Raw genomic sequence first — 20,278 nt, forward strand, 5'->3', positions numbered from 1 at the left:
TCTTTGATTGACAGAAATCGGGCATAAGAAGACATTGCAGATAGCCTACAGACCCTACATAGAATGCCCTCCGATACGTGGGAACGCCGCCCGGTGTTTCCCACGTTTTTTTATCATGAATCAGGATGGATTGCGCTTGCAATTTTCGATGATACTTTCTTGCATTTATCGGTGATACTTCCTTGCAATTTTCAGTGATACGCTTGCAATTTTCGATGATACATTTGCAATTTTCAGTGATACAAACTTCCCGATCAGAGCATGCGAGAAATGCCCCATTTTGGTGGCTTGCAATTTTCGGTGAGACGATTTGCAATTTTCGGTGAGACTTTATAATGAGCTTGTTTTTCGTTTTCCATGCTTTGGTCAAATCGGCGCTCTATATTGAGACTCGTTAGGCTGTATTCCAAATGAGTGGATTAGCCTTCCAACGTGGGTGAGCCTGTAGTCCAGCGAGCTTGCGAGTATGGACTACAGGAGATGTTGCTGGCGTCCATGCTCGTGCCTCGCTCGACGCCAGCGTCAGGAAGGTCGATGTCCCCGTCGGCCAATCGTTCTGGGACCTTCGGGCTCCAAACATATGGATTACTTGCCCGATTGGGAAGTAAGTCCTTTATTTTAGGTTATCTACCACAGTTGGTAGCGTAACTGGAAAAGCAATTCGTATGAATTCGCGCAATTTGTGTACTTGCTCCCGTTTTGATACCCATTATCAATAGAAGCCCCACTTGCTCCATCCCATACACATCTAAAATACTTCCCGCTGAGTTCCCATTGGCCGGGCGGGAATTTAAGGGGAGTTTACGGGATGTTAGTGGGAAGGGGCAAACGGCCTGTCCGTGGGCGAAAAAGGCTTTGGGAAAGGAATCCGCAGTTATTGTGGCAGATTCGGAACGATTCTTGCATCTACTATATGCATAATCATAAATTTTATTCCCCTGGGAGGATTTGAACATGGTGAAAAAGCAGATCGTACTGTTCGCGGCGGTGCTGCTCATCCTTTGCGGATGCTCGCGGCGCAATCCCGCCTGGGAGGACCAGGACGTCCTCAGCCTGCTAAAGCAGGTGCAGGTGGTCGGCAATCCCGTGGACCTGTCTTTTGACAACGAGAGCATTTTTGTGGCCCAGGACCAGGGCGGCATTTCCGTGATCGATGCCACGGATTACTCTCAGCGTTGGTGGACGGATATCTATCCCCCCAGCGCGGACGCCACACTGGTGAACATCCGCAATATCTCGGCAGTCGGCGAGCACAAACTGCTCTTCCTGGGCGAGTATGTGAGCGCGGACAAAATCCGTATTGTCGATTACTCCGATCCGGATTCGCTCAGGCTGATTGATTCCATCACCGGCGGCACGGACGGCCTGCAATCGATTTCTTTCAGTGCCATTGAGGCCCCTGTGGATGACAATATCGTCCAGGGCTTTTTCGGGGCAGGACGCAACCTGATGTACGTTCGCTACAACGGCGGACTCTATCTGGGCACAGATTACGTGATCACCACTCCCGCCACCGCTTCGGGAATGGACGCCACGGACAACTACATCTATGTGGCCGCCGAACAGCGCGGATTGGTCATTTACGACCGCGCCACCAAAGAGAAGGTGAGCGAAATCGCACTCCCCGGCCAGGCCCTGCAGGTGAAGGTCGCGGGGAATTATGCCTACGTCGCCAGCCGCCAGGGCGGCCTGAACGTGGTGAACATCGGCGCGCCCGCCGAACCCTTGCTGGTGCATACCTTCGACACCACCGGCTACGCCACCAGCATCGACATTATGGGCAGTCTGGCCGCCGTTAGCTCAGGCAGTGGCGGCATCTACCTCTTTGACATCAGCAATCCCAGCAGTCCCATCCTGAAGCAGAACCTCCGATCCGCCGGCTACACCAACAACGCCAAATTCAACAAGGGAAAACTGGTCGTAGCCTCCCGGGACCAGGGTGTCCTGATCTATGCCATCAAATGAACAAAGCAAAAGAAAACCTTTATGCCAAAATCGCAACCATAACCTGGAGCCTCAACTCCAGGTTTTTGATTTAACGATACAAGGAAGATACAATGAAAAGGATCCTGTCACTCACCCTGTTGGCGCTGCTCTGCCTTGTCGCTCTGAACGCCGAAACAGCAAGCCCGTTCTCGGTCGCGCGGTCCACCGGCAGCCAGCTTAAACTCGCGGTTTCCGTGCCCGCCCTCAGATTTTCCGCCGGCGAAGACGGAGGCCAAAGCGTCCGGGAAATCCGCATGGAAGGCGCGCTGGGCACCTGCGAACCCGGCCAGCCGGAACTTCCCGTGTTCAGCACCATGGTGGCTATCCCGCCCCGGGGCAGCTTCACCCTTTCCTACAGCAACGGCGGGGTGGAATACAGCCAGCTTGACGAGCCCAAAATATGCAGGGAAGGCTGGGACGGCGTGGCGGTCCCTTACGGCGGGCTTTTCCCCTCCAGCCTGGCAACGGCCTCAGAACCCGCCATCCTGCGTGATTTCCGCGTGGTTCAGATCAACGTTTATCCCTGCCAATACGATCCCGCCACCAAGCGCCTGGCCACTTTCAGGGATATAGAGGTCACCCTGGATTTCACTGCCGAACCCGGCCTCAACGAACTGCCCGATTATACGGGCTACAGCCAGGCTTTCAGGAAGATATACGAGGCCCAAATCGCCAATTTCGCCGATTACCGCAACCTTGAGACCGCGCCTTCCCATGCCCGCATCCTGCTGATCCACGGCAACAACAGCGACCCTGTGTTCCTGACCAAGCTGAATGAATTTGCCACCTGGAAACGCCAAAAGGGCTATGCCGTGAACGTGGTGAGCACCTCCCAGACCGGCGGAGCCAGCACCACCAGCATCAAGAACTATATCCAAAGCCAGTACAACAATCCGGAAACCCGCCCGGATTTCATTATCCTGCTGGGCGATACCAGCGGCAACTACCCGATCCCGGCCTGGTTTGAGTCCTACAGCGGCCGCAACGGTGAAGGCGATTATCCCTATACCCACCTGGCTGGCAGCGACCTCCTGGGCGACGCGTTCATCGGCCGCATTTCAGTGCAGGACCTTACCCAGCTTATCACCATCCTGAACAAGGTTTACACCTACGAAAAGAACATAAACAACGCTCCCGACGCCGCCGCCTGGCTGAACCGCATGCTGCTCATCGGCGACCGCTCCTACTCCGGCATATCCACGGTTTACAATAACCAGTACATCCACGAGATGAGTCATGAAGTCCATCCCGATTACACTTACATCGAAAACTACACCGGCGGTTTCCCCTCCACCATCAACAACGGCATCAACCAGGGCGTGAGCTTTTTCAACTACCGCGGCTATATCAACATGAGCGGCTGGAGCCCCAGCAATTCCCTGAATAACGGTCCCCGGCTGCCTCACGCCGTCATGCTGACCTGCGGAACCGGCAGTTATGCCTCCCAGGAAACCACCTCTGAAGCCTTCATCCGCCTGGGCACCGAAGCCGTTCCCAGAGGCGCCCTCACCGCCATCGGCATGGCCACCATCGCCACCAAAACGATGTTGAACAACGCCCTCGCGACCGGCATCTTCGACGGCATTTTCCTCTACGGGATGCGTAGCATGGGCGAGGCCCTGCTCAACGGCCGTCTCTATCTGCACAACATGTACGGCCAGACCAATACCAACCATGCCAACAGTTCTGCCCACTGGTGCAACCTGATGGGCGATCCCACCGTGGAAACCTTCATTGGCATACCCCAAAGCCTGGTCATATCAGCCCCGGACTCCATCCCCCGCGGGACCCCATTTGTGGACATCCAGGTTTCCGATCCATCTTTGACCCCCGTGGAAGGGGTGAGCGTTACCATCTATAACGACGGTTATGGCGATGTGGTGGCCAAGGGTTTCACGGACGAAAGCGGAATGGTTACCCTCCTGGTGCCCAATTTCGTGACCGGCGACCTGCTGATCACCGCCTCCAAACACGATCACAAGCCTTCCCAGCAGACCCTGCTGATCGACTCGGCAGGCTCTTTGGTCTATCTCTCCAAAACCATCGCGGATGACGGCAGTTCCGGCTCCTCCGGCAATGGCGACAGCTTCATCAACGCCGGGGAGACCATTGCCCTGAGCGTGGAGCTCCACAACACCACCACCGCCGCCATCGACGGCATCACCGGTGTGCTCAGCACGGCCGATCAGTTGGTGACCGTCACCCAGGCCAACAGCGCCTGGCCCGCCATCACGGCGGAACAGACTGCCCAGAACAGCGTCCCCTTCCTCATCAGCTTTGACCGGAACATCCCCGCTTTCCACAATTGCCGCTTCACCCTGGAACTCACCGACAGCGCCGCCAACAGCTATCAGGTGTTATTCTACCTGGGCGGCTTCAACGCCGACCTCAGCGTGATCAACCACAGCGTGAGCGCCGGCGGCGACAACGTGCTGGACCCCTCCGAAAACGGCATCCTCACCCTCGCGGTGAAAAACTCCTCCGTCTTTGGCGTCAACGACATTTACGGTGAACTCACCGCCCTCAACGACCTGGTGGAGGTAACGGACAACCTCTCCTATTTCGGCAGCATCCCGGCAGGCATGAATGCCTCTTCCATCGAAGGCTATGGCCTCTTCGCCCGGCCCCTGCTGATACCCGGAATGATGATCCCCTTCAGACTCAGGCTCTACAATGCAGACGGATTCGAGCAGATCGCCCACTTTTCACTGCCCATCGGCACAGTGGCGCAAAACACGCCCCTGGGTCCCGACGAATACGGCTATTTCATCTACGACGTCTCGGACACCGCCTATCCGGACTGCCCCAGCTACGAATGGATTGAGATAGTGCCCAGCCTCGGAGGCAGCGGCACCCAAATCACCGGGCTCCACGACCCTGGCGTCTCCGACGACGAAGGTGACCAGAATGACAGCGATGTCCTCGAGACCATCGACCTGCCTTTCACTTTCCGTTTCTACGGAGTGGACTATGACCAAATCACGGTCTGCGTTAACGGTTTCATCGCCTTTGGCGTAACCAACGACGGCGAATTCCGCAATGGCAGGATGCCTGGCGGACAGGGTCCCTCGCCGATGGTCGCGCCTTTCTGGGACGACCTCGTGATCCTCTCCGGAGGCGCAATCTACCAGTGGTACGACTCCAACGAACACAGATTAATCATCCAGTACAACAACCTCAAAAACGGCTACAACCGCACCAGCGAGGAAACCTTCCAGGTGATCTTCTACGATCCGCTTTACTATCCCTCCAGCCTGGGAGATGGCATCATCAAGATCCAGTACAAGGTCTTCAACAACGTGGATATCGGCAGCAGCGGCTATAGCCCCACCCACGGCAAATATGCCACAGTGGGCATCCGCGACCACACCAACCTCCGCGGCCTGGAATACACTTTCGCCAACCAGTATCCGCCTGCCGCGCAGCCGCTTGACAACGGAAAGGTCCTGCTCATCACCACCGTGCCTGTGCTGTATCAAAACGCCTATCTGGTGGTGGGGGAACTCATCCTTAACGACGCCAACGGCAATTCCTGGCTGGAGCCGGGCGAAACCGCCGAGATAGGGCTCAAGCTGAACAACCTCGGCATCAACGCCGCCACCAACGTAAATATTTCCGTTTCCAGCCAGAGCCCGTTCCTCACCATCGCCAATCCCCAAAGCGCCTGTCCCGACATCCCCGGCAGCGGCCACGCCTTTAATGTGGTGCCTTTCACGGTCACCGCCTCGCCCGACTGTACTGATGGCCTCGTGATTCCACTCCAGTTTGTGGTTAGCATCGACGGCAACGAGTGGACTTATCCCCTCAACCTCACCATCAGGAAGCCGGCCATTGTGGTCAACGACATCTATATCAGCGATCTGCAGGGCAATGTGAACGGACTGGCCGATCCCGGCGAAACCTTCAACCTGATCGTGAACTATCTGAACAACGGATTTGTGGACGCCTACAACCTCACCAGCAACATCATGTGCCTCAGTGAAGACGTCACCCTGGTGAATTCTGAGCAGCTCATCCCCACCATCCCCGCCGGCGCCATGAGCCAGGCCGTTTACGAGGTAAGCCTTTCGCCCAATGTGGTCGTGGGCAACAACCTCACTTTCTACCTTACTTATCTGGGCGAAGCGGTTGATGCGCAGAACGATACTGTCCTGCTCAATGTGGGAACCACAGGCATGTCCGAGGATTTTGAGGACGGCAACGGCGCATTTGAAGCCCAGCCCGCCACCAACGGCTGGGAGTGGGGCACGGATTCGACTGCCGGAGCCCACTCCGGCACCAAGGTATGGGGCACCCGCATCAACCAGCAGTATTCGAACAACGCAAATTGGACCCTCACTTCGCCGCCCGTCTTCATCGGCAGCAATTTCGTGCTGGAGTTTTACCACAAGTTTGACACCGAGCAGAACTACGACGGCGGCAACGTGAAGATTTCCACCAACAACGGCGTGACCTGGACCCTGCTCACTCCGGAGAACGGATACACCCACCAAAACCTGTCCGCACTCAACGGTCCGGGATATTCCGGCAACAGCGGCGGCTGGACCCAGGCCCGCTTCTCCTTGGCTGCCTATCCCAATCAGACCGTGAGGTTCCGCTGGACCTTTGCCTCGGACGGCTCGGTCCAGAGGCAGGGCTGGTATCTGGATGACGTTCAGACCACAGGCTTCATCCCCTTTGCCGGCAAGGTGAGCGGCACGATGCAAACCACACGCCCGGATGACGATTATTCCACCCTCTTCGTGCAAAACGACCAGGCCATCAGCATCCGTCCAAACTCCGCAGGGGCCTACACCCTCTATCTGCCGGAGGGCGAGCACAACCTGACCGCTTCCGGCCCCGGATACCAGTCCCAGAGCGTGTTTCCCGTGAATCTGAGCGTGAGCGCCCCCAGCTTCACGCAGGATTATCTGCTCACCTGGTTCGCGCCGGCCACGGATCTGGAATACAGCGTGGCCAATGATTCGCTTTCCCTTTTCTGGGCGGCTCCAGCCGCTCCGCCTTCTCCACAGCTAAGCTACAAGGTCTTCCGCAAGCAGCATTCCGGTCCCTTTGAACTGGTAGCCATCGTTACGGATGTCGCCTGGGGCGAAATCCCGGCCATTAACGGCGAATACCGCTATTACGTGCTGGCCTGCTACGACGCTGGGGAAAGCGTGGCCACGAATATCATCAGCGTCGCCTGGCCCCCTGTGGATGCAGACGATCCACACACCCCGCCGCTGGTCTCGTGCCTCTACCAAAACTATCCGAACCCCTTCAACCCCAGCACCACTGTCATGTTCGACCTCGCGGAGGCAACCCCGGTCACCCTGTCCGTTTACAACGTGAAGGGCCAGCTTGTGCGCCGTCTGCTGCAGGCCCCCCTCGGCGCAGGCACCCACAGGATACTCTGGGACGGCACCGACGAATCACGCCGCCCCGTATCCTCCGGAATTTACTTCTTCCGCATCGAATCCCCCACGCTCACAGCCTCGCGCAAGGCGGTGCTGCTGAAGTGATTCTCTCCTTATAGAGTGGATAAGGCCGGAGTTTTCGCTCCGGCCTTTTTTTTGGTTCTCTTTGAAGGTGGGTGGGTTGCGAACAGCACCGAAAGTGAGGGGATGCCCTGGCGTACAGCGAACGCAGTGAGCATGGACTACAGGAAGTGTTGTTGCTGCCGTCGATGCTCGTTCCTCGCTCGACGCCAGCGTGTGGCTTGCTGACTGGCCGTTAAGGCCCTATGCTTGATTTGTGATACGCCTCCCGCACGATACCCGCATTAGATGCGAGAATCATACGAGAGTCATGGGAGGGGGATAAACGCAGGGGCTCAGGGCCTGGCTAAGGGGACATTGCGGCGGGCATAATGTTCCACCGCCCTCAGGGCTTCACTCTCTTGTGTCTGAAACTGCCTGTGTCTGTCAGTCCATGTATTTCTGGATGTTGGCCTTGCGCAGTTGCTGCTCCATCCAGACGTCGAACCAGTTGTCAGGAAGGCTGGCGGCAAAAACGGCCTGGACCTGGGCCTCGTCCACTTTGAGGCTGGCATCGCGGGAGACGGAAATCACGCGGGGCAGCCAGACGAAGCCATCCATGATAAAGGCTTCCTGGAGCAGGTTTTGCTGGTGGCGGCGAAGGATGCCGTGGAATATGACGGAAGTGTGTTTGCCGAGGGCCTGGGAGGCGGGGGAGAGGCCTTCAATGTTGCGGATGGTGGAATTGGCAGGGACGGGGTCCTGTCCGGAGATTATCCTTTGGGAGATTTGCAGGGCGAGTTGTTCGCGTTTGTCGTGAGCAAGGAAATCCCTGATATCAGCTTCCACAGAGGACAGGGGAAGGTGTTCGTCGAGCGCAGCGGCGTTGAGTTCCACAATAACCCACTTGCTGGTGGAATCTGAATAGAGGGCGTCGAAAACATGACCGGCGGGCTGACCGGGCAACTGGGCGCGGATGGCTTCCACGATTTGGGCATCCGGATACCAGAGGCTGTCGGGATTGGCCTTGTGCACTTTATAGCGGGGCAGGTCCATTTCCTCGCAAGCGGTGGCGTGGCCTTTCAGGCGGGCAAGCTTAACCGCGAGTTCGGCTTCGGGACGCAGGGCTTCGATCCTGGAAGCCGAGGGATGGTAGGGCAGCCAGAGGGAATTGAAGCTGCACATGCTCTTGGTGCGTTTTTCCAGTTGGAGGAGCGTGGTGCCGCTGGCAGTTTGCAGAGGCCGTCCCCAGGCGCCTTCCTCCAGTTCGCTGAGTTGCTTGTAAACAATGGGATCGAGGGATGCAACGCTGAGAAATCCGGAGTTTTTGAAAACCAGGCTGGCGGCGAGGGGATGGTTGCCCTCCAACAGGGCGGAGACTGGCGTTCCGGCGCTGAGCTCCTGATAGAGGGAATCGGCGTAGAGGTTGGCGTGGTGGATGTCAGTGCGGGAAGGCAGGACCTCCATGGTGGCGCAGGACAGGCTGACAAAGGGTTCCAGGCGGTAATCTGCCAGGTTTTTCTGATAATGGGCGCGCACTTCATCCTGCGAAACATAGGGATCGATGCCTGCCAGTTCCAGCAGGGTAAATTCCACGTCAGCTCTGCTCTGGAGGATGCCGGTGATGAACTGGCGCTCTTTTTTGTCCAAAAGTTCCCTGACAATGAGTTCCTGCTTCAGCTTCATGATGGGCACCTTCCAATCCAGGAAATCCTGGCGCAGTATGGCGAGGTTTTCCGGCGAGTCGTAAAGCAGCGACTGGTGGTATATCTTGGGGTCGAAGACGCCATCGGTCATGAAGAGAGGGGAGCTGAGGATGTATGAGGGGATGTTTTTGGAGAGGGTGTCCACCACTTCGGAGGGGGTGGCGCTGATTTTGTATTTGGCGAACCATTGCCTGAGGATCACGCCCCTGGCGGCGTCTGTCCAGGTTTGCTGCTTGATCAGTTCCCTTTCTTCGCGGGAGGGGGCGCGGTTGTTGAGCCACTGAAAGTTGGCGTAATGGCCGCGGTAGGCATCGTTGAAAGATTCAGCGGTGACGGGTTGGCCGTTGATGCGTCCGGCCAGGTTGCCCTGATTGGCGCCGCAGCAGGCCAACAGCAAAGCCAGCGCCAGCAGTATGGCGAAGAGGGGGGCGAGCTTGGTCATAATCTGTCCTGTAGGTCTTTTAGTTTTTGCCAGGCCTCGATGGGGGTGAGACTGTCAAGGTCGAGATCCTTGATCTCATCCACGATGGGGTCGATTTCCGAGACTTTATCCGCCAGCACCTCAAAGAGCTCTATCTGGGGGCTGGTGCGGTTCAGTTTGCGGCGGATGGAGGCGGTGAGGCCCTGGGGCGATATTTCGTGGTCCTCAAGGTTGCGCAGGATTTCCCGGGCACGGCGGATAACGCGGTCCGGGATGCCAGCCAGCCGGGCCACCTGGATGCCGTAACTCTGGTCGGCGCCGCCACGCTCAATCTTGCGCAGAAAGATCATCTGGTCATTGTATTCCTTCACCACCACATTGTAATTGCGGATGTCCGGATAGATGTTTTCCAGTTCCGTGAGCTCGTGATAGTGGGTGGCGAAGAGGGTGAGGCTGTGTTTATATTTCTGGATGTATTCGATGATGGACCAGGCGAGGCTGAGGCCATCGAAAGTGGAGGTTCCGCGGCCGATCTCGTCCAGCAGGATGAGTGAGTTTTCTGTGGCGGTGTGGAGGATGTTTGCCGTTTCTATCATCTCCACCAAAAAGGTGCTCTGGCCCTGGGCGAGGTTGTCGGAAGCGCCCACGCGGGTGAAAACGCGGTCGAAAATGGGCATGGAAAGATGTTTGGCAGGCACGAAACTGCCGATCTGGGCCATAATGACCAGAAGTCCCACCTGACGCAGATAGGTTGATTTTCCTGCCATGTTCGGTCCGGTGATAATGGCGATAGTGGTATCTGGGTAATCCAGGGAAGTGTCGTTGGGAATGAATTCCTGGTCCTCGATGAGCTGTTCGATAACTGGATGGCGGCCGGCTTCAATGGTGAGGGTGCGCTGCTCGGTGAAAACGGGACAGCAGTAGTTGTTTTGCCAAGCCAGCCAGGCCAGGCTGCTCAACACGTCTGTGAGGGCGAGGGTGGCGCTGAGGCCTTGCAGGGCTTCCAGGTTGGCGGCCACCTGCTGGCGGAAGTCTTTGTAGAGCTCGTATTCGAGGTTTTTGATCTTCTCTTCCGAACTGAGCACTTTAGCCTCGAATTCCTTAAGCCGGGGCGAAATGTAGCGTTCGGAATTCACCAGGGTCTGTTTTGGCACATAGTAATCCGGCACTTTGGATTTGCGGCTGGCGCCGACCTCCAGATAGTAGCCGAAGACACGGTTGTAGCCTACTTTGAGGGTGCTGATGCCTGTTTTCTTGCGCTCGTCGTCCTCCAGGCGGGCGATCCAGGATTTGCCGTCGTGGACGAGTTCCAGCAGTTCGTCCAGATCCTTGTTGTAGCCTGGATTGAAGATGCCGCCTTCGGTGATGGTGAGGGGCGGTTGTGGACGAAGGGCGGCGCCGATGGCATCGGCCAGAGCGTCGAAACCATCCAAATCGTCCGCCAAAGCGGTGATGAGGGGTTGGTTGTAAGCCCGCAGCCGCTCTTTCAGTTCGCCCAGCACCAGGAGGTAGGAGCGCAGGGCGATAAGCTCGCGGGGGTTGATGCGCAGGGCGCCCAGCTTGGAAACGAGGCGGGAAACGTCGCCGATCTCGTGCAGGCTGGAGCGCACGTCCTTGAGGTAGGCGGTGTTTGTCAGGAAGGCCTTGATCAGGTTTTGCCTTTTGACGATCTCGACTGTATCCAGCAGGGGATGGAGCAGCCAGCTCTGGATGAGGCGCGAGCCCATCGCGGTCTGGGTTTGGTCCAGAATTGCCAGCAAGCTGCCGTGGCGTTCGCCGTAGCGGATGGAACGGATGAGTTCAAGGTTGCGGCGGCTGATTTCGTCGAGCTGCATGAAGTTGCTCAGGGAGTAATAGCGCAGCGAGCTGATGTGGGTTAGGGGCGTCTGCTGAAGCGATTGCACATAGGCAAGGGCTGCCCCGGCGGCGGTGGCCCCGGCTGTTCTGCCCTGGGCGTCAAAGGCTTCCAGGGAATGCACCTGGAAGTGTTTTTTCAGGATGGAAGCGGCTTCCGAAGGCCGGAACTGCCAGCTGTCGAATATTGTGATGGTGGGCGAGTATTCCAGCTTGAGGCTTTTGAGGAAGGCCTCGGAGGCGCTGCCGTCCACGATGATCTCGCTGGGCTTAAGGCGCAAAAGCTCGTTCACAAGCTCGTCCCCGCTCAGTTCCGTGAAGCTGAATTCACCGGTTGAGAGGTCGAGATTGGCCAGGCCGATTCGGCGGTTTTCGTTTTTATACCAGACGGCGGCCAGGAAGTTGTTCGCGCTGCCGGAGATGAGGGCATGGTCGAGCACGGTTCCCGGCGTGATGATTTCCACAACTTCGCGCTTCACCAGTCCCACAGCCTGTTTGGGGTCTTCGGTCTGCTCGCAGATGGCCACCTTGAGGCCGGCCTGGATGAGCTTGTCCAGATAGCTGTCCAGCGCGTGATAGGGGAAACCGGCCAGGGGAACGGGGTTTTCGCTGTTTTTGTCGCGGGAGGTGAGGGTTATGTTTAGGATGCGGGCAGCGGTGTGGGCGTCATCAAAAAAGGTCTCGTAAAAATCGCCCATGCGAAAGAGGATAAGCTTGTCCGGATGGGCTTGCTTCACCTCCTGAAACTGCCTCAGCATGGGAGTCAGCCTGGCATCCGGGGTGGTGGACTTTTTCATTTAAGGTTTCAAAAACGGGTGACGAAGCATTCGATTGAATTGGCGCGCAGGATGCCGGCCACGCTGTTCGCTTCGCTTTGAGAGGCGTAGGGACCGCTCACCACCACCCAAGGCACGGATTTGTTGCCCCTGTCCTCAAAGTAGTTGGCTTTCAGCTTCATAGCTCGGATCACGTCCGTAAGGTTGCGGGCGTTCTTTTCTTTGCCAAAGCGTCCCGCCTGCACAAAGGTTCCGGCAGGTTTGGCCTCCAGCTTGGCCGGGGAATTAAGATCTGCTTCCGCCAGAGCCGGCAAGGGCTGAACCTCTGGCTCGGTAACAAGTTCCGGAAGATCCAATTCCGTGTAGGGATAGAGGAATGAAAGATCGACCTGCGAGCCGTATCTGTCCTTGAGTTCAAAGAGGCGGTCCTCGATCTCGAAAGCAAGCTGGGACTTGCGGTTGATCTCAAACCCAGTCTGGTAGTTGGTGAGGGCCTCGACGCAATTACCATTCTGATGGTGGAGGCGCCCCAGCAGATAGTGGAAATACTGCTTGTTTTTGGGTAGGCCGGGCAGGGCGCGCAGTTTTTCCAGGCTGGAAATGGCGCTGTAGAACTTGCTCTGGTTCTGATAGGCACTGGCAATGATGTAGTGGGTGTCTTCGGCGAACTTTCCGCTTAGCGCGGCCCGCAGATAGTTTTCCCCGTGGGCGATGGCGCCATTGTGGTCATCGCGGTACTGGGCGCAGTAGGCCAGCCAGTAAAAGCGTTCCGGCAGTTCGGGCGAGGAAATCTTTTTCAGCCTGGCTTCCGCGGCGGGGATGTCGCGTTCCAGAATGTGCAGCTTGGCTGTCTCCAGCATGCTTTGCTGGCCATAAAAGGTGGAGGGATAGCGGTCCGCGGCCTGGTTCAGCAGCACGAGGGTATCGTCCTTGCCTTGCTTGAGCATCGCGCTCAGATAGGTCTGCAGGGCGCGCTCCTCGTCGTTCTTAGGCGAGCTTTTGTACAATTGGCCGGGAAGTTCTGCCAGCTTTCCCTTCAGCCAAAGGTCTTCCAGGGCTTGGAATTCCTTGCGGAAATCCACTGCGAAAGCGGCCAGGGGCAGTAGCGCCAGCAGCAGAAAGATGGATATTCTGAGCGGAATATGGAGCATCGGGAGAGGACCTCGGCGCTCAGTTGCTCATCGAATTCAGCAGTTCGTCGTTGTCTTTGGTGGTTTGCATCCGCTTGCGCAGGGTTTCGATGCCTTGGATTGGGCTGATGGTCTTGAGGTATTTACGCAGCACGTACATGCGGTTCATTTCGTTTTGCGTGAGCAGCAGTTCTTCGCGGCGGGTTCCGCTCTTTACAAGGTCGATGGCGGGGTAGAGACGCATGTCCGAAATGCTGCGGTCCAGCACCAGTTCCATGTTTCCGGTGCCCTTGAATTCCTCGAAAATCACCTGGTCCATCTTGGAGCCGGTGTCGATGAGGGCGGTGGCAATGATGGTGAGGGAGCCGGCTTCCTCAGTGTTGCGCGCGGCGCCAAAGAATTTTTTGGGTTTAATCAAGCCGTTGGCGTCAATACCGCCGGACAGCACTTTTCCGCTGGAAGGGGTGATATTGTTGTAAGCCCGGGCAAGACGCGTGATGCTGTCCAAAACGATTACCACGTCCTGATTCAGCTCGATCATCCGTTTCGCTTTTTCCAGCACCATCTCGCTAACGGCGGTGTGGTTTTTCGGCGATTCGTCGAAGGTGGAGCTGATCACCTCGCGGTTTCCGGGACGCAGGATCTTCTTCATCTCGGTAACCTCTTCTGGGCGTTCGTCCACCAGCAGCACGATCAGGTAAACCTCGGGGTGATTTGTTAGGATGGCGTTGGCGGTATCCTGCAGCAGGGTGGTTTTTCCCGTTCTGGGCGCGGCAACGATCAGCCCGCGCTGGCCTTTGCCAATGGGGGTGAAGAGGTTGATGATGCGGGTCGAATAGTTTTTGGGGTCAAATTCCAGATTGAGGCGCTCGGCGGGGTAGTAGGGCGTGAGTTCATCCCAGGTTCGAAGGTCCTGCATGGAGGTGGGGGCCATGTAGTTCACGGCGTCCACGCGCAGCAGTGCGAAATATTTTTCCCCTTCCTTGGGGGAACGCGCCGGGCCGGATATCATGTGGCCGCTCTTGAGGCCAAATCTGCGGATCTGGGTGAGCGAGACATAGACGTCGTCGCGTCCGGGCAGATAGTTGTTTTGCGGGAAGCGGAGGAAGCCGAAGCCGTCTTCCATGATTTCCAGGCAGCCGGTAACGAAGGCCAGACCCTCCTGGGCGGCTTGGAATTCCAGCAGCTTGAACACGAGGTTGTTACCTTTCAACTGGGTGTAGCCGGGTATTTCGTATTTTTTGGCCAGCTTGGTAAGCTGGGATTGTGGCAGTTCAAATAGGTTCTCTATTTCGGACATTATTTATACTCCTTGGTTTATACATTCTTTTTTATTCCGCTCAGCAGCAAACTGCAGGCGCCGGCACAGCCCACGCTGTTTATACGTTCCACCAGCCGCTTCCCTTCATCCAAAAGTTCTTCGGCATCGGTCAGGCTTTCCAGCCGCTTGAAGGTTTCCACGCAGTTGCGTTTGAGGTTTTCGCAATTCGAGGCAGCCTTGGGATTGTCTACCGGCAGATAAAAATCCACCTGCTCCACCTGGTTCAGTCCCAGTTTGGCGAAGATGGCCTGGATTTGTTCCCGGGTGTAGGTTTCCTGGTGGTAAACCCCGAAACGCCGGTCGATGGAGGCCAGCCAGTGGTGCATCATGATGTGGGTTATCTGGGGTTCGGTCTGCTCGCCGTCGCGGTACATCTCCTGCACCAGTAGCCTGCCGCCGGGCTTCAGCACCCGCAGCAGTTCGGCGAAAACCCTGTCCAGACGCTCAATATGGTGCAGGGAATTGGCGATGGTCACCAGATCGAAGCTGTCATCGTCAAAATCCAGGGCTTCAAGATCCATCCGGTAGATTTCCACATCGTTTTCCGGAAAGCGTTTCTGGGCTTGATCGACACTCTTTTCAGACGCGTCAATCCCAATGATCTGAATATAGGATTCCAGATGCTGCTTCAGGATGGTGATGAAATCGCCCCTTCCCGTGGCGGCGTCCAAGACGTTGGCGGCCTCGATCCGATTCAAAAGGCCAATAGCGTCTTTCATAAGGATAATCCTCGCTTGATGGTGATAGGGATGATGAATCGCCTGAATCTCAGGCTGACTGCTGTTCCGGGCAACTCTATACAGAACGTGTCTATTGATTTTTACCCGCTGTTTTTAGTCAAGCTTTTTAATGACTCATGCGCATTTAGTAAGAACGTGGTTACCGTTATCCTGGCGTACAGCGAACATAGTGAGTATGGACGACAGGACAACCCACGGGGATGAACGACAGTATGTATCGGGAAAATCATTCATTGCTGGAGTCGATGCTCGTTCCTCGCTCGACTCCAGCGTGTGGCTGGGAAGAAGCTTTGCTGTCTGGCCATTAAGGGTCTGTATATCATTCCTGATGTGCCTCCCGTATTATACCCGCATTTGGTGCGAGGATTGTGCGAGGGGCGTGGGAGAGCGATGGACTCAGGCGCTCAGGGCCTTGCCGACGGGCATTGAAGCGGGAATCGGTTATGGCTCTCTTTCAAATAAAATGGCTGCTAGAGTTCAAACAAAGAGCAGCCTAAAGTTGCTTGGGAAAATGTGTTAAAAGACTAAACGCTAAGTTTGGCGATGAGGTCCTGGCAGAGTTGGGTGGAGCGCTCCAGGGAAGGGCTTTCCACGTAAATCCGGATAATGGGTTCGGTTCCGCTTTTGCGGACGTGGATCCAATGGTCCGGGGCGGTTGCTTTTACGCCATCGCGCAGGTCGAGTTCATAGGCTTCCAAAAGTCCGGGGAGGCTGGTCATGGCGTCGTTCATGCGTTCCGGGGGCAGTTCCAGCCGGCCTTTGGCAAAGTAAAAGCGGGGGAGTTCGTCCACCAGTTGGGAAACGGTTTTGCCGCTTTCGGCCAGCAATCCGAGGATGAGGGCCATGCCGGCGACGGCGTCCCGGGTGTAGTTTACTTCAGGGCAGATGATGCCGCCGTTGCCTTCTCCGCCCACCGGGGACTTCAATTCCCGCATGAGCTTGCCCACATTGATTTCGCCCACTTTGGCCCGGTGGACCGGCACTCCGAAGAGCCCGGCAATGTGGTCGGAAAGCATGGAGGAGGAAAGGTTAACAACGATGGGGCCGGGGTTTTTTGGGAGGATGAAAAGTTCCGCGAGGGCCACGGAATATTCCTCACCGATGCAGGCGCCGTGTTCATCCACGATGGAAAGCCTGTCCACATCAGGATCGGTGGCGAAGCCAAGGTCGGCTTTTTGGCGGCGCACCTCTTCCTCCAACTGGGCCAGGTTTTCGTTCAGGGGTTCGGCGGGATGGGCGAAAACGCCGGTGGGGGCGGAATTGATGGCGATGACTTCGCAGCCCAGGGCTTTGAGCAGCAGCGGCGAAATGAGGCCGCCGGCGCCGTTCACGGAATCGATGACCACCTTGAAGTTACGCGCGCGAATCCGCTCCAGGTCCAGCCAGGGAATTCCCAAAACCTTTTCCAGATGATGGGCGGTGCCTTCAGTGTCCTCACTCAGGCGGCCCATCTTCTCCCAGCCGTTCCAGGCCAGGGGTTCCATCACGGAATCCAGAAACGCGGCTGCTTTTTCAGAGGAGAGGAACATGCCGTCACCATCCACGAATTTGAGGGCGTTCCACTCCGGCGGGTTGTGAGAAGCCGTGATGCTGATCCCACCTTGGGCGGAGTGCTTTTTAACATTCAGAAGGACGGTTGGGGTGGCCACAATGCCGAGGTCGATAACATCGCAACCCACGCTGAGCAGGGCTGCCGTCACGCAGTTTAGCATGGCCACACCGGTGGTGCGGGAATCCCTGCCCACCACGATTTTCGGTTTCGCTCCCCGGGCGGGGGAGAGGGAATTTTGGGAAATGAAGCTTCCGAAGCGTGCCGCGTAACGCAGAACGACTTCGGGGCCCAGGGCGTCTCCAAAGACTCCCCGGACCCCGCTAACGCCGGTCATCAATTTGCTCATTATTGCTTAATAACCGAATTTATACCTGTTGTCAATTATTTTGGCATCCTTGCGGAGCTGCTGGAACCAGCGGTTGAAGGCCGCGTCTTCAAGGCTATCACGGATTTCCTGCTGTTTGACTTTGTCGAAAGCCTGCATATTTGGTCTGTTGCGGATTTCGGCAAAGATGAGGAAGGGGCCTTCCTTGGTTGTGAGGAGGGAAGACCAGCCCCCGGAATTGAGGGCGAGGGCGGCTTTGTCGAAGTCGTCCAACTGGGCATTCACTGGAGGGGCAAGGCGGGTTTTTGCCTTGTGGTTATTCAGGTCGATCACTTTCCAGCCTTCCTCCACCGCGGCGGTGAGGTAGTTTTCCTTGGGAATGCGCTTTACGAAGTTTTCGGCTTTGGCCTTCACGGATGCGATCTTTTTCTTTTTTTCGAGGTCGAATTTAATCTGGAGTCTTTTCTCAGCGAAATCCTCGTAATAGGATTTCTTGTTGTCCAAAACCTGGGCGACCACGTAGATGTTTTCGCCGCCGTTCTTTAGTACAAAAGGTTCCGAGACCTTGCCGGCTTTTTTGGATTTCATGAATTGGAAAAGGCCGCCGTGTTCGCCAAAACCTTCCATCTGAGGATTGTCGTGAGCCAGCCAGCGTGAGGTTGTAACTTCCAGCTTGAGTTCCTTTGCCGCTTTGTCGATGCCCTTTTTGGCGATCAGTTTGGAGGCGTCTCTGGCCTGGTCGCGCAGTTCGTTGCGGGTGGATTCTGTGGTGTTTACCTTAAAGAGGATGTGACTGGCGGTAACCTCTTCCTGTCCGTCAGGGGCGGGAAAGACGCTGTCGCAGCGAACAATGTGCCAGCCGAACTGGGTTCTGAAGGGTTTGGAAATCTGGCCGGGTTTGAGGGCGAAGGCAACCTTGTCAAATTCCGGGACCATCTGCCCGCGTTTGAATCTGCCCAGGGATCCGCCTCTATCTGCCGAGCCGGGGTCTTCGGAATATTCGATGGCGATATCGGCGAAACTAGCAGCGTCGCGCTGAAGCTGGTTGTAGATATCATCGATTTCCAGCTTCACATCGTTGAAATCCTGTTCGGAGGGTTTGATGGGGATGCTGATGTATTTGAGGCGTGTGGCGGGGCCTTTTTTGAATTCTTTGTCCTTGTTGTCTTCGTAATACTTTTTCACCTCGGCGTCTGTTACGTTCACAGCGGCATTGTCCGCCATGTTGAAATCGAACCAGATGGCCTTGCCGGTGACGGTGTCAGATTCCTTGATGAATTCAGCTTTGAGGCTGTCAACAGTGATCTTGGCTTCTTTTTTGATCTTGTCCTGCAGCTTCTTTTTGGGCAGGTATTCTTTCATGCTCTGATACATGGCCGCGCGGAGCTCAAAGTTGTTGTTCAGGGCGGCGAAGTATTTACTTTTATCGAACCTACCGTTGGTTTGCAGATTGGGGTTTTGCTGCAGTTCGGCCGGAATATCGTTTTCCATGGCGTTCTTGATCTCGGTGTCTGAAACCTTTATTCTGTGCTTCTTGATCTGCTGCTGCCAGAGGGCGTTGTCCACAAGCTCCCGCCAGGCGGTGTCGTAAACATAGGACATCATGGTCTCGTCCACTTTCTGGCCCTGGTCCTCATAGCGTTTAACCACTTCCTGGACCTTGGCATTGTATTCCTGCGGGCTGATCGTTGTTCCGTTCACCTTGCCAAGGTATCTGCCCCGGAAAGATTCAAGCAGCCTTTCTCCGCCGAAGATGCCGCCGGCACCAAGGCTGAGGATGAAGGCTATCGCCACGACATAGACGATTATTTTCTGGTTTTTTCTAAGGCTATCGAGCATTTATCTCCTCCCATGATGGGTTAAATTCGCTTTGAAAAGCCAATATTTTCAAAGGCCGTTTTTCTACAAGGTTTTTTTTAGATCTCGGCTTTGCGCAGGAAGGCCAGACCCAGAAGAGTGAAGATGAGATTGGGCAGCCAGGCAGCCCAAACGGGTGGGATAACGCCGCTGTAGCCAAGGCTTTGCGCCACACGCACCATGATGAGGTAGAGGAAGCAAACCACCAGGCCCAACAGGAAAACCAGGCCCCGGCTTTTGGAGCGGGTGTTCGATGTGGCTACAGGGATGAAGAAAAAGATCACGATCAGGTTTGTGAGGGGGAAGGCCAGCTTCATGTGCAGATCCACAATCTCGCGATTGGCCGGCTCTCCCATCCTGTTCAGCCTTGCTATGTATTCCCTCAGCTCCGGGAAATTGAGCGAGAGCGTTTTTTTGGTAATGCGGACAAAATCCTCCGGCTTCACATCCAGCAGGGGCAGGGTGGTGCTGGGATAGTAAGCATAATATGTCTGCTTTCCTTTGTCAAAGCGCCTTATCTCACAATCCTGGAGCAGCCAGCGGTCTTTTTGCCAGACGGCGGAGGAAGCAGTGACCCGCTCGGAGACCTCCTTGCCCTTGGGATCGAGCTTGGTGAGGTCGATAACCCGGATGGTGTTTTGATAGCCGTCGAAGAAGGCGAAATAGTAAAAGTCGTTCTTTGTGCCCTGATAGTGCACCCTTGCTTTGAGCAGGTTGTCCTCCGCCTGCGCGCCCTGGATCTTCACGTCATAAACGTAGTTGCGGGTTTTTTCCGCCCAGGGCAGCACATATTCCCCAAAGACGGCCACGCCCAGGCTGATAAGCAAGCCCAATCCGAAAAGCGGCAGCATCGCTCTGGTTATGCTAATTCCAGCAGCACGCATCGCCACGCTTTCGTTGTGCTTGGAAAGGGAGTTCATCAGAAACAAACCGGTGATCAGCACCGTTACAGGAGACGTGAGCACGATCAGATAGGGCAGGCGCAGCAAATAATAGAGGATGGCCAGTTGGGGGGTGGCGCCGCTGCGCATGAGGGGGGCGAGGTTATCGATCACGTCGATCACGATGAAAACGACTGAGAATGAGAGGAATACGATCAGATAGGTCTTGAGGAATTCCCGGATCAGGTAACGGTCAAGTAAACGCACAGGGGG

Annotated in this window: 10 protein-coding genes; 2 read left to right on the forward strand and 8 right to left on the reverse strand. The window is 56.2% G+C overall.

Translation table 11 applies throughout. The features are described from left to right. Nucleotides 1-957 precede the first annotated feature (957 nt). Together GX466_04885 and GX466_04890 are read left to right on the forward strand one after the other, a co-directional pair. Nucleotides 958-1,965 carry a hypothetical protein gene (locus tag GX466_04885; protein ID NLH93538.1) on the forward strand — a complete coding sequence of 336 codons (1,008 nt, stop codon included), beginning with the start codon at nt 958-960 and terminating at the stop codon, nt 1,963-1,965. A gap of 92 nt (nt 1,966-2,057) precedes the next feature. Beyond that, complete coding sequence (locus tag GX466_04890; GenBank protein ID NLH93539.1) at nt 2,058-7,487, forward strand: T9SS type A sorting domain-containing protein; 5,430 nt, start codon at nt 2,058-2,060, stop codon at nt 7,485-7,487. A gap of 402 nt (nt 7,488-7,889) precedes the next feature. Here the strand turns inward: GX466_04890 and GX466_04895 are convergent, their stop codons facing one another. The 8 genes from GX466_04895 to lptG form a co-directional block, all read right to left on the reverse strand. Beyond that, nucleotides 7,890-9,590 carry a hypothetical protein gene (locus GX466_04895; GenBank protein ID NLH93540.1) on the reverse strand — a complete coding sequence of 567 codons (1,701 nt, stop codon included), beginning with the start codon at nt 9,588-9,590 and terminating at the stop codon, nt 7,890-7,892. Then, the gene (mutS, locus tag GX466_04900; GenBank protein ID NLH93541.1) at nt 9,587-12,181 is read right to left on the reverse strand and encodes a DNA mismatch repair protein MutS; all 2,595 of its coding nucleotides are present in this window, start codon (nt 12,179-12,181) and stop codon (nt 9,587-9,589) included. The genes GX466_04895 and mutS overlap by 4 nt, the downstream gene beginning before the upstream one ends. Before the next feature lie 47 nt (nt 12,182-12,228). Then, nucleotides 12,229-13,350, reverse strand: a complete 1,122-nt coding sequence (locus tag GX466_04905) for an SPOR domain-containing protein (protein NLH93542.1) — start codon at nt 13,348-13,350, stop codon at nt 12,229-12,231. 19 nt (nt 13,351-13,369) lie between these two features. Beyond that, nucleotides 13,370-14,629 carry a transcription termination factor Rho gene (locus tag GX466_04910; protein ID NLH93543.1) on the reverse strand — a complete coding sequence of 420 codons (1,260 nt, stop codon included), beginning with the start codon at nt 14,627-14,629 and terminating at the stop codon, nt 13,370-13,372. A gap of 17 nt (nt 14,630-14,646) precedes the next feature. Next, nucleotides 14,647-15,369, reverse strand: coding sequence for a class I SAM-dependent methyltransferase (locus GX466_04915; GenBank protein NLH93544.1), 723 nt, complete (start codon nt 15,367-15,369; stop codon nt 14,647-14,649). A 545-nt stretch (nt 15,370-15,914) separates the two neighbouring features. Beyond that, nucleotides 15,915-17,288 carry a phosphoglucosamine mutase gene (gene glmM, locus GX466_04920; protein ID NLH93545.1) on the reverse strand — a complete coding sequence of 458 codons (1,374 nt, stop codon included), beginning with the start codon at nt 17,286-17,288 and terminating at the stop codon, nt 15,915-15,917. Between the two features lie 6 nt (nt 17,289-17,294). Further along, nucleotides 17,295-19,106, reverse strand: a complete 1,812-nt coding sequence (locus GX466_04925; protein ID NLH93546.1) for a peptidylprolyl isomerase — start codon at nt 19,104-19,106, stop codon at nt 17,295-17,297. A 77-nt stretch (nt 19,107-19,183) separates the two neighbouring features. Beyond that, complete coding sequence (lptG, locus tag GX466_04930) at nt 19,184-20,272, reverse strand: LPS export ABC transporter permease LptG (protein ID NLH93547.1); 1,089 nt, start codon at nt 20,270-20,272, stop codon at nt 19,184-19,186. Between the last annotated feature and the right edge of the window lie 6 nt (nt 20,273-20,278).

Source organism: Candidatus Cloacimonadota bacterium (assembly GCA_012516855.1).
In the GTDB taxonomy this organism is placed as follows: domain Bacteria; phylum Cloacimonadota; class Cloacimonadia; order Cloacimonadales; family Cloacimonadaceae; genus Syntrophosphaera.